The sequence below is a fragment of the Plantactinospora sp. KBS50 genome (genome assembly GCF_002285795.1).
Taxonomy (GTDB): domain Bacteria; phylum Actinomycetota; class Actinomycetes; order Mycobacteriales; family Micromonosporaceae; genus KBS50.
Genome location: NZ_CP022961.1, coordinates 1,726,172 through 1,742,188, shown reverse-complemented (window position 1 = coordinate 1,742,188; position 16,017 = coordinate 1,726,172). Strand labels below are relative to the sequence as shown.

Below are 16,017 nucleotides of genomic sequence, written 5' to 3'. Positions count from 1 at the left end.
CGCGCCCGTGCGTGCTCGCCGATCCACGACGGTCCGGGCACCATGACCAGCTCAAGGAGCTCACGCGATGTCTCGTACCCCCCGGTCGGCGCTGCTTGCCGGCCTGCTCACCGCGGCGCTGGCCGCGGCCGGCGGCGCGGTCGCCGCGGTGGTGGTGGCGCCGGTCGCCGCCATCGCCGCCGGCACCGGCACCGGATACCTGCACACCAGCGGCAACAAGATCGTTGACAGCACCGGCGCCACCGTGCGGTTGACCGGCCTCAACTGGTTCGGGATGGAGACCGACAACAAGACCTTCCACGGTCTGTGGTCCAGCAACCCGTGGAAGGGCCAGCTCGACCAGATGGCGCAGCTGGGCTACAACACCATCCGGGTGCCGTTCTCCGACGACGCGCTCAAGCCCGGTGCCCAGGCCACCAGCATCAACGACTACGTGAACCCGGACCTCATCGGGCTCAGCCCGCTGCAGATCCTGGACAAGGTCGTCGACTACGCGGGCCAGAAGGGGATGCGGATCATCCTGGACCGGCACCGGCCGACGGCCGCCGGGCAGACCGCCCTCTGGTACACCTCCGCGGTGCCGGAGAGCACCTGGCTCGCCAACTGGCGGTCGCTGGCCCAGCACTACGCCGGCAACACCACCGTGATCGGGGCGGACCTGCACAACGAGCCGCACGCCGACGGCACCAACCCGAACGCCACCGGCTCGTGCTGGGGCTGCGGGGACACCGCCCGGGACTGGCGGCTGGCCGCCGAACGCGCCGGCAACGCCATCCTGGCGGTCCAGCCCAACTGGCTCATCTTCGTCGAGGGGGTGAGCTGCCCGAGCGGCGGCCTCTCCAACGTCTGGGACAACGACCCGAGCAACGACGAGGACTGCGGCTGGTGGGGTGGCAACCTCACCAGGGCCGGCGAGTTCCCGGTCCGGCTGAACGTCGCGAACCGGCTGGTCTACTCCCCGCACGAGTACGCCATCTCGGTCTACCACCAGACGTGGTTCGACGACCCGTCGTACCCGGCCAACCTGCCGGCCATCTGGGACAAGTACTGGGGCTACCTCTACAAGCAGAACATCGCGCCGATCATGGTGGGCGAGTTCGGCAGCACGTTGCAGGACCCCAAGGACAAGGTGTGGTTGCAGAACCTGATGGCCTACATGGGCAGCGGCGTCAACGGGATGTCGTTCACCTACTGGGCCTGGAACCCGAACTCGGGTGACACCGGCGGCATCCTGAAGGACGACTGGATCACCGTCGACACCGCCAAGCAGTCGATCCTGCAGCCGTACCTGATCCCGCCGAGCGGCAGCGGCAACCCGACCGGCAGCCCCACGTCCGGGCCGACCGGCGGACCGACGAGCAGCCCGACCAGCAGCCCCACCAGCAGCCCGACCGGCGGACCGACCACGCCGGCGCCCGCGGGTGCCTGCACCGCCAGCTACAGCCAGATCAACGCCTGGCAGGGCGGTTTCCAGGGCGAGCTGACGGTGAAGAACACCGGTGCCTCCGCGGTCAACCCGTGGTCGGTCACCTGGACCTGGCCGTCCGGGGTCACCCTGGCCAGCGGCTGGAACGCCACGGTCACCCAGTCCGGGACCACGGTCACGGCCGCCGCGCCGAGCTACGCCCCGTCGCTCGCCGCCGGCGCGTCGGTGACGATCGGCTTCACCGCGAACGGCACGGCCAGCGCGCCGGCCACGGTCAAGCTCTCCGGCAGCGCCTGCTGATCCGGGCGGAACGGCCCTTCCCGGCGCGCGTCCGCGCGCCGGGAAGGGCCGTTCCGTGCGCCCGACAGAGCCGTCCGATCGATTTACAGCACTCGATGGCTGTGCTTCGATCGGAGAAAGCGCTTGCTGAGCCGGGTGCAGCACGGGAGCCGCTCCACCCCCCAGCCAGTCCACCCGGCGGGTACGGGATCACCGGACCGGGCCGACCCACCGGCGCCGCAGGGCACGGCGCCTCCCGCGGTGGGACGCCGGCCGAACTCGGCCCGCCGCCGCGAAGGGAAACATCATGCTCGCACGACGGCGTCGCCCGACGCTGCTCGCCATCACCACCGTCATCGCCACCACCGCCGCGTTGCTCACCGCCGGCGTCCTCGCCGCCGGCACCGCGAGCGCGGCGGCCGGCTGCCAGGTCGCCTACTCGCTGGGCGGCCAGTGGCCGGGTGGATTCACCGCCAACCTCACCATCACCAACCTCGGCGACCCGATCTCCGGTTGGACCCTGCGCTGGACGTACGGCGCGGGCCAGCAGGTGACCTCGGCCTGGAACGCGACCGTCACCCAGAGCGGCAGCCAGGTCACCGCCACCAACGTCGACTACAACGCCGGTGTCGGCACCAACGGCACCGTCTCGTTCGGGTTCAACGGCACCTGGAACAACTCCAGCAACCCGACGCCGACCGACTTCAGCCTGAACGGTGTCACCTGCAACGGGTCCGTACCCACCACACCGGGCGGCGGCCCCACCAGCGCCTCACCGTCGACCAGCCCCACCCCCACCCCGACGCCGACACCGACCACCGGGCCGACGTCGGCACCGCAGACCGGCCTGGTCGGCTGGGCCACCCAGAACGGTGGCACCACCGGCGGCGGCAGCGCCGCGACCACCACGGTCACCACGGCCTCGGCGCTGACCAGCGCGGTCGGCTCCACCGCCGCCTCGGTCATCCGGGTCTCCGGCACCATCTCCTGCTCCGGCATGCTGCGGGTCCGGTCCAACAAGACCATCCTCGGCAACCCCGGCGCGACCATCGTCGGCTGCGGCTTCAACATCAACGGTGACCGCAACGTCATCATCCGCAACCTGACCTTCCGGGACTGGGACGACGACGCGATCAACGTGCAGGAGTCGGCGACCAACATCTGGATCGACCACAACACGATGAGCAACGGGTACGACGGCGCGGTGGACATCAAGCGCGGCTCGGACTTCATCACGGTGTCCTGGAACCGTCTCTTCAACCACGACAAGACGATGCTGCTCGGACACAGCGACGACAACGCCGCGCAGGACGTGGGACACCTGCGGGTGACCTACCACCACAACTGGTTCGACGGCACCACCCAGCGCCACCCCCGGGTCCGCTTCGGCAACCCGGTGCACGTCTACAACAACTACTACTACAACAACAGCGGGTACGGCGTGGCCTCCACGATGAACGCCGGCGTGCTCGTCGAGGGCAACTACTTCGACCACGTCAGCGACCCGTACCACCTGGGTGAGGCGGCCTCCGGGCCGGGCACCCTGGTCGCCCGGAACAACTACTTCGTCAGTTCCGGCAGCGGGCAGACCGGCGGCAGCGTCGCCAGCATCCCGTACGCGTACACGGTGGACACCCCGAGCAACGTGAAGTCGATCGTGACCGGCGGCGCGGGCGCCGGCCGGATCACGGTCTGACGGCTGGGCGGGGCCCCCTTCCGGTACCGGCGGGGGGGCCTCGCCCGGTTTCAGCCGCCGCAGGCGGGCGCGGGGGCCGCGGCCGCCGGCGGGGCGCCGACCGTGGGCAGCCCGAGCGGGACCGCCGGGGTACGCGGGGTCCGGCCGGCCTGCGCCGCGTCACCGGCCCGGGTCCGCCGGTGCGCCACCGGCGCGCCGTCCGCGTTCAGGTGGTGCGGCGCGGCGTACGTGACCCGGGTGTGCACGATGTCGCCGGGCCGGATCTGCCCGGCCAACCCGCCGACGGCGAAGTGGACCAGCCGGCCGTCCCGGGCCCGGCCGGACATCCGTCCGGTCCGCTCGTCCTTGCGGCCCTCGCCGACCGCGACCAGCACCTCGACGGTCTCCCCCACGAGCTTCCGGTTCTCCGCCCAGGTGATCTCCTCGACGCAGGCCAGCAGCCGGTCGTACCGTTCCTGCACGACCTGCTTGGGCAACTGGTCCGGCATGGTCGCCGCGGGCGTGCCGGGCCGCTTCGAGTACTGGAAGGTGAACGCCGAGGCGAACCGGGCCGCGCGCACCACGTCCAGCGTGCGCTCGAAGTCCGCCTCGGTCTCCCCGGGGAAGCCGACGATGATGTCGGTGGTGATGGCCGCGTCCGGCATCGCCGCGCGCACCTTGTCGATGATCCCCAGGTAGCGCTCGGCCCGGTACGACCGGCGCATGGCGCGCAGCACGGCGTCGGAGCCCGACTGCAGCGGCATGTGCAGCGAGTGGCACACGTTGGGCGTCTCGGCCATGGCCGCGATCACGTCGTCGGTGAAGTCCCGCGGGTGCGGGCTGGTGAACCGGACCCGCTCCAGCCCGGCCACGTCGCCGCAGGCCCGCAGCAGCTCGGCGAAGGCCGACCGGCCGGGGGCACCCCCGCGGCCTGCCGCGCCGGCGTCGTCGAACGCCACCCCGTAGGAGTTGACGTTCTGCCCGAGCAGGGTGACCTCCAGGACCCCCTCGTCGACAAGCGCACGGACCTCGGCCAGGATGTCGCCGGGACGGCGGTCCTTCTCCCGCCCGCGCAGCGCCGGCACGATGCAGAAGGTGCAGGTGTTGTTGCAGCCGACCGAGATCGACACCCAGCCCGCGTAGGTGGACTCGCGCCGGGTCGGCAGCGTGGACGGGAAGACCTCCAGCGCCTCGAGGATCTCCACCTCGGCCCGGGCGTTGTGCCGGGCCCGCTCCAGCAGCACCGGCAGCGAGCCGATGTTGTGGGTGCCGAAGACCACGTCCACCCAGGGTGCCCGCTTGACGATCTCGCCCCGGTCCTTCTGCGCCAGGCAGCCGCCGACCGCGATCTGCATGTCGGGCCGCTTCGACTTGGTGGGCCGAAGGTGACCGAGGTTGCCGTAGAGCCGGTTGTCGGCGTTCTCCCGCACCGCGCAGGTGTTGAACACCACGATGTCCGAGTCCTCCGCCGATGCCGCGCGGACGTACCCGGCGTCCTCCAGCAGCCCGGAGATCCGCTCGGAGTCGTGCACGTTCATCTGGCAGCCGTACGTGACGACGTTGTAGGTCCTTGCCACCGGTGTTCCCGCCCCTCTCCTCTGCCGCCTAGCGTAGTGCCATCCTCACGACACCTGCCCACGGCCAGCGGCTTCCACTTCCGGCGGCGGCCCGTGCGGCGGTACGCTGCTCATGCAGTGACCGTGTTCTGGTGCGGTTTGGGGTCGTTCAACCTCGGTGCCACCGAAGCGCGACGTGGTGAGCCCACGTGGCCTGCTCTCCGCAGAGCACGCGACATACTCGCGGGAGGGCAACGGTGAAACTGCAGGAGGGCGTGCGCAAACAGGTCAAGACGCCGGACGGCAGACGCCTCGCAGTGGACATCACCGGCGCCCCCGACGGGACGGCCATCTTCCTCATGCACGGCACGCCGGGCAGCCGCAGCGGTCCCAAACCCCGGGGCATCGTGCTCTACCGGCTCGGGATCCGGCTGATCTGCTACGACCGACCCGGCTACGGCGGGTCCGACCGGAGTGCCGGGCGTAGCGTGGCCGGCGCGGCGGCCGACACCGAGTCGATCGCCGATGCGCTCAATATCGACCGTTTTGCCGTGATCGGGCGATCCGGTGGCGGACCGCACGCGCTGGCCTGTGCGGCGCTGCTGCCCGAGCGGGTCACCCGCGGCGCCGTCCTGGTCGGTCTGGCGCCGGCCGACGCACCGGACCTGGACTGGTACGCCGGGATGAACCAGTCGAACGTGGATGAGTACCTCATCGCGGACAGTCGCCCGCAGGAGCTGATGGACAACCTCACCAGCCGCGTGGAGGCGATGACCCGGCAGCAGGGCCGGCCGCCCCCCTGCTCGACCAGCTCGACCCCGACCTGGCCGAGTCGGACCGCTCGGTGGTGGAGAACGCGGGGATCCGGCGGCTGCTGGAGAGCACCTACACCGAGGCGCTTCGCCAGGGGCCGTACGGATGGATCGACGACATGCTCGCGCTGCGCCGGCCCTGGAAGTTCTCGGTCTCCGACATCCTGGTGCCGATGCTGCTCTGGCACGGCGCGGATGACGAGTTCTCGCCGGTCCGCCACACCCAGTGGCTCGCCGAGCGGATCCCCGGCTCGATCATCGAGGTGCAGCCCGGCAAGGCGCACTTCGCCGCCGTGGAGGTGCTGCCGAAGATCCTGGCCTGGCTCGCCGAACCGGCCCCGGCCCCGGCCCCGGCTCCGGTGCCGACCGCCGAGCCGAGCTGAGCCGCCGGCCGCCCCGGAACAGCCCGCCGGTCAGTACGGGTGCGGGTCCAAAGTCCGGTGCACCGGCGAGCCCCTGCGCAGGGTCGTCACCGTCGGATGCTCCGGCCCGAGCAGCGCGGCAAGCCGCTCCGCCGCCTCGTGCCGGGCCATCCCGCCGGCCGCCCGGTCGGCGAGTTCCAGGTTGCCCAGGCACCGGATGGTGTCCGGGTGGTCGGGGCCGAGCGTGGCGGAGGCACGGGCCACCAGATCCTCGAACATCGCCCGCGCGGACGCCACCTCCGCCGACTCCAGCAGGCACACCGCCACGTTCGTGGCGGCGGCGAGTGTGTACGGGTGATCCGGGCCGAGCGCCCGGTCAAGGTCCTCGGCGGCCCGCAACGCCAGTCGCCTCGCCTGGGCCGGTTGCCCGACCCCGCGGTAGACGACCGCCAGATTGTTGACGCACACGAGGGTGTGCGGGTGTTCGGGACCGAGGCTCGACTCGTACGCGTCGGCCACCGCCCTCGCCTCGCTCTCCGCGCCTTCGAGGTCGTCGATGGCCAGCAGGTTCACCGCCCGGCTGAGCCGGCAGGACAGGGCGTCCGGGGTACCGGCCCCGAACCGGTCGCGCAGCGTCTCGTAGGCCGCGTCCAGCAGCGGGGCCGCCTCACCCGGACGTCCGGCGGCCCGGACGGAGGCGGCGAGGTTGGCCAGCGCGACCAACGCCGCGGCGCTGTCCGGTCCGAGCAGTTCGCAGTAGCTGTCGTAGACGGTCCGCAGCAACGACACGGACTTCTCGTACTCGCCCGCCTCCCGCAGGTCCCGGCCGAGCATGGACGCCGAGTGCAGCGTGTACGGGTTGGTCGGCCCCAACACGATGCGCCGGCGTTGCAGCACCTCCTCGTCGCGGGATCGCGCCGCCCGGAAGTCGCCCACCGCCCGGTGCGACGCTGCCAGGTTGTTGGCGGCGGCAAGGGTGCGGGGATGGTCCTCGCCGAAGATCTCCGACCAGGCGGCGTAGGTGACCCGGTCCCGGTCCAGGGCGGCGGAGAACTGGCCCAGCGCCCGCAGGTCGGCCGCGAGGCTGCCGGAGGTCATCAGGATGTGCGGGTGCCGGACGCCGATCAGTTCCCGCTGCTCGTCCAGCACCGCCTGGTCAAGTTGCCGCGCCACCTCGTACCGGCCCTGGTCACGGTGCACGTTGGCGCGGTGGTTGCGCAGGTGCAGAAGCTGGCGTCGCAGCCCGTGGATCTCCCGCGGATCCGTCATGCCGGCGAGCATCGCCTCCCAACCTGCCTCCACCCGGAGGCTGAACTCCTCGGCCTGGGCCAGGCCGCCGCGGCGCCAGAGGTAGCGCAGCCGGTCGATCAACAACTGCCGGACGCCCTCGTCCGGGCAGTTGACCGCGCGGGAAATCTCCAGGTGCGGCCAGATGGCCCGGAAACGGCGCCAGGTCTCCGGATTGTCGACCTCGCCGGCCGGACGCGAACCGGCGAGCACCAGGTGCGCCTGGTGCCGGGTGGCGTCCTGTTCCTGACTGGACATCCGGTCCCGGACGACCGCCTGCAACAGCCGGTGGATCTGGATCTGGCCGCCCTGCACGTCCAGCTTGAGCAGGGCCAGCCGGTTGATCTGCTGGACCAGGGCGCCCCGGACCAGCCGCTCGGACACCGAGGGGTCGATCGACACGATCTGCTCGGCCATCTCGTCGCTGTAGATGATCTCGAGGGCGATCTCCGGAGCCAGGACCGAACAGAGCTGCAACAGCCGGTACGCCGCCGGCCCCTGCTCGGCCAGCCGGTTGATCGACAGATCCCAGGTCGCCTCGACCGACAGTGCGCTCGGCCCGTGCCGCTCGATCTGTTGGAGGTACTCGCCCACCGGCGTACCGGTGTCGGCCAGCCAGGCGCCCGCCGCGGCCACCGCGATGGGCAGGTCACCAAGCGTCTCCGCCACCCGGTCCGCCTCCTCGGCCGTCATCTGGGTGACCCGTTGCCGCAGATGCGTCACGCTCTCGGCCCGGTCGAAGACGTCGACGGGGACAGGCGTGGCGTGATCGCCCCAGCCACGGTTGCGGGAGGTCAGCAGCACGTGCCCGCCGCCCTGCGGCAGGAACGGGGCCACCCGCTCGATCTCCTCGGCGTTGTCGTAGACGAGCAGCCACCGTTCGTACGGCTCGTTGCGGGACAGCGCCTGCAGGACCGCCCGCACGGTCTCAAGGAGAGCGGGCTCGACGGGCAGTTCCAGCCTCGACCCCAGGTCCGCCAGCGACGTGTCCACGAATTCCGGCGGGTCGGCCTGCACCCACCACACCAGATCGTAGGCGGACTTGAACCGGTGCACGTACTCCAGCGCGAGCTGCGTCTTGCCCACGCCACCCATGCCCTGCAACGCCACCGGCAACACCACGGCGCTGCCGCTGGAGCGCAGTTGGCCCCGCAACTGGGCGAGGTCGTCGTCGCGCCCGGTGAACCGCGCGTTGCGGACCGGCGCCCGGAAGACCGCCGGTTCCGTGCCCGGATACCGCATCCCGTGACCGGCCGCCTGGTTCAGCGGGACCGGTCCGGGACGGCCGACGAGTCGCAGCAGCCGATCGGCGGCCGTGGTGGCGGACAGGCCGGCCAGGAAGGTCGAGGCGTGCGCGGGAAACTCCGCCAGCGGTCGCAGGTCGGACACGTAGACCGCCAGCGGGACGGTCTGGCCGGCCGGATCCCGGGCGGGCAGGGTGGCGGAGTCGACGCCCAGGTAGGCGTGCGAGACGACGGTCAGGGTCTGCGACGGACCACCGGCCCCGGCACCGTCCACGGATCCGGCGGTGACCACCCGTACGCCGGCCGAAACCAGCACCCGCTCGATCCACTCCGCCCACAGCGCGTCCTCGGGGGCGTGTCGCAACACGATCTCGTCGTCGGCCACGTCGACCCGCCGCTCGAACCGCGCCTTCTCCCGAAGACGCAGCGCCTCGTCCATCGGCGGAAGTGAACTCACCTCGCCGTCGGTGATGTAGGCGGCCAGCGTCTCGAAGGCGGCAAGCAGCGAGGTCCGGGAGCCGGGCGGGTCGCCGAAGGTCGCCAGCGTCTCCTCGTACGCGTAGAAGGGCCGGTAGGGCACCTCGACCGCCGCCCAGTACCGTCGCCGGTCGGCGTCGGACAACGCGCTCGGCAGCCCGGCGAACCGCCGCATCGCCAACGCCCGGCCGGCCTCGGCCTTCTCCTTCTCCGCCTGGTCGACCCGCATGGGTACGGGCAGGATCCGGATGTCCCGCAGCTTGTACCGGTCCCGCACCGAGCCGGCGACCCGCGCGGCGCCGTCGATGCCCTGGTCGCTCAGGGTGAAACAGTCCACCAAGGTGTCCGGCAGGTGCAGCGTGCAGATGTCCGCCACGTCGCTCAGCCCGGTCCGGCTGTCGATCAGCGTGTAGTCGTAATTCTGCTTCATGTCGGCGCGCAGCGCCTCAAAGAACTCCGCCCCACCGAGCCGGTTGTAGAACGTGTCCCAGTCGAGCCCGCCGACGGTGACCGCGTAGTCGTTGTTCTGCCGGCCGGCGGAGAGGAAGTCCAGGCCACCGCCGCCGGGAAAGTCCCACCGCAGCGAAAAGGCGTGCCGGTTGACCCGCGCGTACCGTTCGATCCAGTGGTCCGGCCGCTGTTCCTGGTGCTCCAGTTGTCTTTCCCGCGCCGCCTCCCACTCGTAGTCCCGGATCAGGTCGATGACTCCACCGGTGCCCTCGATCGCGTCGAGGTTGAGGAACGGGGCGAAGAATCGGTGCAGTCCGGGTGACTCCAGGTCCCAGTCGGCCACCAACACCCGCTTGCCGTTCGCGGCAAGGATCCAGGCGACATTGGCCACCGCCATGGTTCGGCCGGTGCCGCCCTTGAAGGAGTAGAACGTGACTACCTGGCCTTCGCGCTCAGCGGGCATCGGTGCTCCCAGGTGGGTCGGAATAGGGCGAGGGGTCGGCGTAGCCGAGGCGTGGCCGGTTCGCCGGCGGCGGATTACCGGACGGTTGCATGGGAAAGTGCCGAAGGTACTGCCGCCGTGCCTGGGTCACCAGCACCGGCATCAGCTCGACAAACTCGCGAATGCCGTGCACCTGACGGGCCTGCCGGATGCCCGCGTCCCGCAGCATAGCGACGGCCGCGCCGGCAAGGTCGGTGGCGCGCGTGGTCTCCGACTGATCCGCCCCGTCGGAAACCACAAGCGGCATGGCCCAGGGTGGAAGGTCCTCGGCGGCGGCCCGGATCGCCTGGACACCGCCGGGCCGGGCGACCAACCACGGATCGGTGAGCACCACCGCGGGACAGCGGCGCAGCAGTGGACCGGCGTCGGCGAAGTCGACGATCCGGGTCGGCAGCCCGAGCCGTTCCGCCGTGCTGGCCGCGTACTCGGCGACCGGCAGCGCGCGCTGCTCGACGAACGGCCGCCAGTGCACGCCGGTGCGGCCGTACCGGCCCTCCGGTGGGCCGTCGACCACAGTGGGCGCCAGCACGGCGACCGCGAACGCCGGGTCGGAGGCGACGTCACCCGGCGCCATCTCGGCCAGCGCCGGAGCCCGCGACGGACGCAGCGGAGCCCGCTCGGCGACCGCCACGATCCGCTCGGCGAGCCGGCCCAGGAGGGTCTCGTAGGGCTCCCGGTACGCCGCCAGCATGCAGAGCGCACGCAGGCCGTTCTCGGAGTATTCCGGAATGTCCTCGCCGAGCCGCAGCGCCGGAGCCAGTTCCGGGTGCTCCACCCAGGGCGGCAGCGGGATCCACAGCACGGGCACGAGCCGCTCCGCGGCGTCCGCGACATCCGCCTCGGCGAGTCGACTCCGGAACGACTTCTGTTCACCCAACGCCCATGGTCTGCTGAAGTATCCGGGCGAGTAGAGCGGCACGAACACCTCGGCCGCGCTCAGCGCATCGGCCAACGCGACCTTCCAGTCGACGCCGAGCGGGATGTGCTGGTCGAAGAATCCGGTGTCCGTACCCCCACCCGGGCGTGCCCGGCGGCTCACCTCCGCCGAGAGGTCCAGGAACAGCTGCCCGACCCACGGGTCGGTGTCGGTCCGGACGGCGTCCGAGGTCGGGGCCGAGTGGGCGTAGCTGAGGAAGAAGTACGTCCGATGCCGGGACCGCGCCGCCGCAGTACCCGGCCCGTTCGGCCCGGTCATTCCTGCTCCTTAGCGAATACGTTGCGCAGTTCCGCGGCGCTGGGCGGGATCAGCGGTTCCACCCGGTAGTCGCGGTAGACCGCCACCACCCGCTGCGCCAGCCGCCAGACCACGGCCCGGTACGCGTTCTCCATCTGCATGGTGAGCAGGCCGTACACGCCCTCCCGCTGGTACTGCCGCACGATCTGCGGATCCGGCAGGTTGGTCGGGGAGAATCGCTGGATGTCGCCGACGACCGTGGGCAGTGGCCCGGGATCGGTCGCCAGCCACGTCACGGGAACGATTCCGGTCTCGTGACCGGACGGGCGCCCTTCGCGGGGCACCACCTTGCGGCGGGAAAAGGCGTGCCACTCCATGCCGCACCAGGTGCTGAGCAGCAGGGATCGGGAAACGAGCGGCACGAACACCTGGCAGGTTCCGGCGGCCGTGAGCAATTCCGTGGTCCACCGTTCGCCGCCGCTCATTGAGAGATCCATGAAGCCCGGATCAGCACCCGCCGGCCGGCCGACCAGTTCCCCGACATGCACGGAGAGGTCCTCAAAGAGCCGGCGGACGAATGTGTGCGGCTCCAGCGCCGCCGGCCCGCGACGGCCGTCCGGAGTGTGTGCGTAGCTGAGAAAAAACAGCGGCGCTCGCGGATCCACGGTGAACTCCGCAGCATCCACGTCGCATACTCTTCCGTCCCGGCGGTCGCCCCGCACTTCGAGCCTAGGCATGGGCGTCAAGGCTGAGAAGTGCGGTGGACAGTCAACCAGCCGACTGCGAAGTCGACGGCGGGACGCAACGGGAGCAGCCGGGCGGTCCCCCGGCCCAGCGGTCCGCGCCGGACGAACGGCAGCAGGTCGAGTCGCCTGCCGATCGACCCGAAGTCGCTGTCGTCGAGCTCGATGTCCGTGAACTCGCGCCGGACCCGGCGGCCGGCCTCGGCCTGGAAACAGGTGTACGTCCGCCGCGCCGGGCCGGGCGCCGGCAGGCGGTACTCGGCCAGGTGCAGGGCCGAGCACACCTGGAATCCCACGCCGGCCAGCAGTACATGGGCGTCCAGGTCGTACAGGCGGCCCAACGGCGACCGCTCGCCGAGGTGGCAGTCCAGCGGGTGCCGGTCGGTGATTCCGGCGGCGGACGGCCCGAGCGCCGCGAACGAACTCTGCGGATGGGCACTGCGCCGCGCCGCCGGATTCCGCCGGATCGTCTCGGCGAAGGCACCCATCCCCTCCGAGGGAGTACTGCGCCGGTCGAAGCCGGGCATCCGGGACTGGTGGTCGACGCTGCTGGCCGGACTCAGCCCGCGGGTGGCCGACCGGTACGCCCGGGAGCTGAGCGAGTTGCCCTCGGTGAAGGTCGGCACCACGATCGTGCCGTCCGGACCGAGCACGGTTCGCAGTGCCTGCACCAGGTCGACGGGACCGCCGGCGAGCCGACCCAGCCGCCGCATCGAGCAGTGCACCAGGACCGTCCGTGTGCTGTCGAGGCCGAGCGACCGCAGCTGTGTGACGAGCACGGCCGGCTCACCCGGCGGCGGGCCGCCCGGCACCGAGCGTCTCCCGCATTCCGCTGACGAAGCGCACGCCGTGCCCGGTCAGCACGTCGGCGGCGAGCAGGGCCTCGGCTGTCTCAACCGCCCAGCGCGGTCCGGGCCTTTCGGGGCGTCCGGGCCTTTCGGGGCGTCCGGGCCTTTCGGGGCGTCCGGGCTGCTCGGGGCGTCCGGGCCGGCCGGCGGCCAGACCGAGCCAGGCGTACAGCTCGGTCAGCAGGTCGAGCGCCGTTCCCGGCCGGTGGCCGGGAACGGCCACCGGCGCGCTGCGCTGCGGCGCGACGAGATCGCACAGGTCCTGCATCGCGGCCAGCTTGCCGTGCTGCCAACTGCGGATCAGCGGCACCAGCCCACCGGTCCGCGTCGTCGGTACCCCCACCGCACCGAACGCGCCGGGCAGTCCCGCGCCAGGTCGCGCACGGCGGGGCACGGCCGCCTCCGGTCGCAGCGGGACCACCGCGCGCAGACCGGCGCGTAACGCCGGTACGTGCCCCGGGACGTCGCGGCGCAGCTGCGCCAGCGCCGCCGCGAGCGTACGTCCGAACGTCCGCTGGCCCTCGTAGGTGAGGTACGGACCGGCCGCAAGTTCGAAGCAGTCCCGATCCGGGTCGACATCCTCGATGACCACGTTCCACCCCGCCGTGGACACCCGCGGTGCGGGCCGCCAGCCAAGCGCCGGATCCGGCCGACCCGTGCTGACGAGCGAGCTGGTCCCCGGTGACCGGACCAGTTCCAGCGCGCCGGGTCGGATCGCCAGGGTCACCCGGGCCGGGGCGGACGGACCGAGTTCGAAACGTCCCACGGTCGGCAGGTGAACCATGCCGGCCCGGACCGGTACCACGAGTTCCGCCGGCCGGTCGGCCCGGACCGCCGCCGCGGCGGCGAGGGCGGCCAGCCGGGCGGCCGGTTCCGGGTCGGCCGAGGCACCCGACCCGTCCCACCGGGCCAGGCCGCGGACCAGCCACGGCCGGATGAACGGATGCCCGAGCACGTCCCGCAGCGGCTCGGGCGCGTCGCTTTCCAGCCGGTCCAGCACCGCCCATGCCTGCTCCACCACGGGCCGTACCGCCGGTCCGGCGTCACCGGCCAGGGTCGCCAGCAGCGCCCGCGTGATCGACAGCTGGGTGGCGCGGAGCCGTTCCAGGGTGGCGACCGTGCCGTACCCGCCGGCCAGGTCATCGAGCAGCGGGATCAGATCCGCCTCGGCCGCCTCCGGCGGTGGCCGCTGCCCGGACCCGCCGGCCCGGTTTCGGCTCGTCGACGGCGTGCGATCCATCGCCGAGATCAGCGCCAGGAGGTCCGGGCAGTAGACCGACGGATTGGCAAAGCCTGCCCCGGTCCGGTAGCGGTGTGCGAAGAGGCCGCCGCCGCAGCGGTGCATCACCGGACAGTTCCGGCAGGTCGCGCAGAGGTTGGCCGGACCGTCCCGGGCGAGCAGGCCGGCGTGCCGCGCCACCCGGTCGACCGGGTCGGTCGACACGTGCAACCCGGTGTCCGGCGCACCGTCGTACGCGGTCTTGAGCGAGTCCGCCTGTTCCCAGGCTCCGTCCGTCTCGACCACCAGCACGTCGGCGGGTTCGAGCCCGACGGCCTCGGTCTCGCTCCGCCCGCCTGTCGCGGTGGCGAGCAGCGAGTCGAACAGCCGGATCGGTACCGGTCGGTCGTCACGGATCCACCGCTGGTAGATCCGGTGCAGCCAGTCCGCGTACGGGGTCGTTGTTCCCGGCGGCCGGTGCGGGGGCGTGTCCCAGGTGGCGTGCGGCAGCAGCAGGTCGATCCGGGGCGGTGACTCGGCCAGCAGCGCGTCATACACCCGGTCCGGGTCGTTGCGCACGTCGACGGTGCAGAGGATGCCGGCGTAACAGCGCCGATACACCGGTTCCCGGAGCAGCGCGAGCGCGGCCCGCACCTGCTGGTGGCTACTGGCGCCGGTGGCGAACCGCCGGTGCCGGTCGTTGGCCTCCCGGTCGCCGTCCAGGGACACCCCGACCCGGACGTCGTACTCGCGCAGGATGTCGCAGATCCGCCTGGTCATCAGCACGCCGTTGGTCTGCATCCGCAGGTCCAGGTGGGCGACCGGACCGATCACGGCCCGAAACTCGGCCAGCACCTCGCGCAACCGGTCCGGTCCGAGAAGCAGGGGTTCACCGCCGTGCAGGACGACATGTACCCGCGACAGCCGGTGCAGTTGGGCGTGCTCCGCGATCCGGCCCGCCGCCATGCGGACGACTTCGGGCGCCATGACCCGGGGGCGGCGACGCCAACTGGTGTCGGCGTGCTCGTAGATGTAGCAGTGGTCGCAGCTCAGATCGCACCGGCTGTGCACCTTGAGCACGTATTGGGTGAAGACCCGGGAGCCCACCGGCCCACCCGGCGACCGGTTCAGATGCAGGAGTTGAAGCCGCCGGCCGGCAGCGCGTCCGTCCGCTCCGACTCACGGCTGCGGATACGGGTCAGCACGGCGTCCAGCCCGTGCTCGCGCTCGACCGCGAGTCGGGCAAGGGGGGTGCGAAGCAACTGGTCCAGGGCTGCGAGATGGGACGGCTTGGCTCCGGCGTGGTCCACGATAATTCTCCCTTGGGCCGAGACGCACGGCACGAGGCGCGGCCGGGACAGCCGCCGGCCTCCCTATCTGGCAAGGATAGAGAGTTCTCGACGTTATGTCACCGGCCCATGACAGGATCGAAATGGCAGCTCCCGGCCCGGCATCGGGCCCGGCGGCCTGCCGGTCGCGAGGGGACGAGGAGGAGACATGTGCCGGAGCATCAAGACGCTGCGTGAGCCGTACGCCGAGCAGGTGACGCCCGCGGACGTCGAGGCCGCGGCCCTGCAGTACGTGCGGAAGATCAGCGGGTTCCGCCGGCCGGCGCCGCACAACGCCGCGGCGTTCGACGCCGCCGTGAGTGCGATCGCCGCCGCCACCACCGAGTTGCTCGATCAGCTCGTGGTCGGCCGACCGGCCGCGACCAGGCCAACCGGCCACTGATCCGCCCCAGGCCAAGGCCGAAGCCGGGGTCGACGGCGCAACCACGCGGCGATCACGCCCGACGGCCCGCAACGGGACCGTCGGCGGGCCGGGAGACCGCCCACGAAGGGATCACGCCCGACGGCCCGCAACGGGACCGTCGGCGGGCCGGGAGACCGCCCACGAAGGGATCAAGCCTGACCGCCCGGAACGGGATCGTGGGTGGGGCGGGAGCCCGCCCACGAAGGGATCA

11 protein-coding genes and 1 pseudogene are annotated in these 16,017 nt (G+C 71.8%); 5 read left to right on the top strand and 7 right to left on the bottom strand.

Going from position 1 to position 16,017, the window contains the following annotated elements:
- The first annotated feature begins 67 nt into the window (after positions 1-67).
- The gene (locus CIK06_RS07920) at positions 68-1,726 is read left to right on the top strand and encodes a cellulase family glycosylhydrolase (RefSeq protein ID WP_095564282.1); all 1,659 of its coding nucleotides are present in this window, start codon (positions 68-70) and stop codon (positions 1,724-1,726) included.
- A 286-nt stretch (positions 1,727-2,012) separates the two neighbouring features.
- Positions 2,013-3,401 carry a cellulose binding domain-containing protein gene (locus CIK06_RS07915; protein WP_095564281.1) on the top strand — a complete coding sequence of 463 codons (1,389 nt, stop codon included), beginning with the start codon at positions 2,013-2,015 and terminating at the stop codon, positions 3,399-3,401.
- 50 nt (positions 3,402-3,451) lie between these two features.
- Here CIK06_RS07915 and miaB read toward each other — a convergent pair whose 3' ends face one another.
- Positions 3,452-4,918 carry a tRNA (N6-isopentenyl adenosine(37)-C2)-methylthiotransferase MiaB gene (gene miaB / locus CIK06_RS07910; protein WP_232534267.1) on the bottom strand — a complete coding sequence of 489 codons (1,467 nt, stop codon included), beginning with the start codon at positions 4,916-4,918 and terminating at the stop codon, positions 3,452-3,454.
- Between the two features lie 227 nt (positions 4,919-5,145).
- On the opposite strand from miaB, the pseudogene CIK06_RS32325 reads away from it, so the two are divergent.
- Both CIK06_RS32325 and CIK06_RS30705 read left to right on the top strand, forming a co-directional pair.
- Positions 5,146-5,730: pseudogene (locus tag CIK06_RS32325) on the top strand (alpha/beta fold hydrolase); the annotation flags it as partial.
- Positions 5,731-5,780: 50 nt separating this feature from the next.
- The gene (locus tag CIK06_RS30705) at positions 5,781-6,131 is read left to right on the top strand and encodes an alpha/beta fold hydrolase (protein WP_232534073.1); all 351 of its coding nucleotides are present in this window, start codon (positions 5,781-5,783) and stop codon (positions 6,129-6,131) included.
- Positions 6,132-6,161: 30 nt separating this feature from the next.
- Here the strand turns inward: CIK06_RS30705 and fxsT are convergent, their stop codons facing one another.
- Genes fxsT through CIK06_RS07875 form a run of 6 tightly spaced genes read right to left on the bottom strand, consistent with a single transcriptional unit; the run spans position 6,162 to position 15,364 of the window.
- Positions 6,162-10,031, bottom strand: coding sequence for an FxSxx-COOH system tetratricopeptide repeat protein (fxsT, locus tag CIK06_RS07900; protein WP_095564279.1), 3,870 nt, complete (start codon positions 10,029-10,031; stop codon positions 6,162-6,164).
- Positions 10,021-11,265: a TIR-like protein FxsC gene (locus tag CIK06_RS07895; protein WP_095564278.1), complete on the bottom strand. Its 1,245-nt coding sequence runs from the start codon at positions 11,263-11,265 to the stop codon at positions 10,021-10,023. Before CIK06_RS07895 ends, fxsT begins: the two co-directional genes overlap by 11 nt.
- Complete coding sequence (locus CIK06_RS07890) at positions 11,262-11,981, bottom strand: TIR-like protein FxsC (protein ID WP_157756643.1); 720 nt, start codon at positions 11,979-11,981, stop codon at positions 11,262-11,264. Before CIK06_RS07890 ends, CIK06_RS07895 begins: the two co-directional genes overlap by 4 nt.
- A gap of 5 nt (positions 11,982-11,986) precedes the next feature.
- Positions 11,987-12,766, bottom strand: a complete 780-nt coding sequence (locus CIK06_RS07885; protein ID WP_232534072.1) for an aminoglycoside N(3)-acetyltransferase — start codon at positions 12,764-12,766, stop codon at positions 11,987-11,989.
- Positions 12,767-12,773: 7 nt separating this feature from the next.
- Positions 12,774-15,161 (bottom strand): FxsB family cyclophane-forming radical SAM/SPASM peptide maturase, encoded by a 2,388-nt coding sequence (locus tag CIK06_RS07880; RefSeq protein WP_095564276.1) that lies wholly within the window; start codon positions 15,159-15,161, stop codon positions 12,774-12,776.
- Positions 15,162-15,181: 20 nt separating this feature from the next.
- On the bottom strand, positions 15,182-15,364 hold the full coding sequence (locus CIK06_RS07875; RefSeq protein WP_157756642.1) for a hypothetical protein: 183 nt from the start codon (positions 15,362-15,364) through the stop codon (positions 15,182-15,184).
- A 187-nt stretch (positions 15,365-15,551) separates the two neighbouring features.
- Here CIK06_RS07875 and CIK06_RS07870 point away from each other — a divergent pair, with 187 nt between their 5' ends.
- Positions 15,552-15,785: a DUF2277 family protein gene (locus tag CIK06_RS07870; RefSeq protein WP_095564274.1), complete on the top strand. Its 234-nt coding sequence runs from the start codon at positions 15,552-15,554 to the stop codon at positions 15,783-15,785.
- The last annotated feature ends 232 nt before the right edge of the window (positions 15,786-16,017 follow it).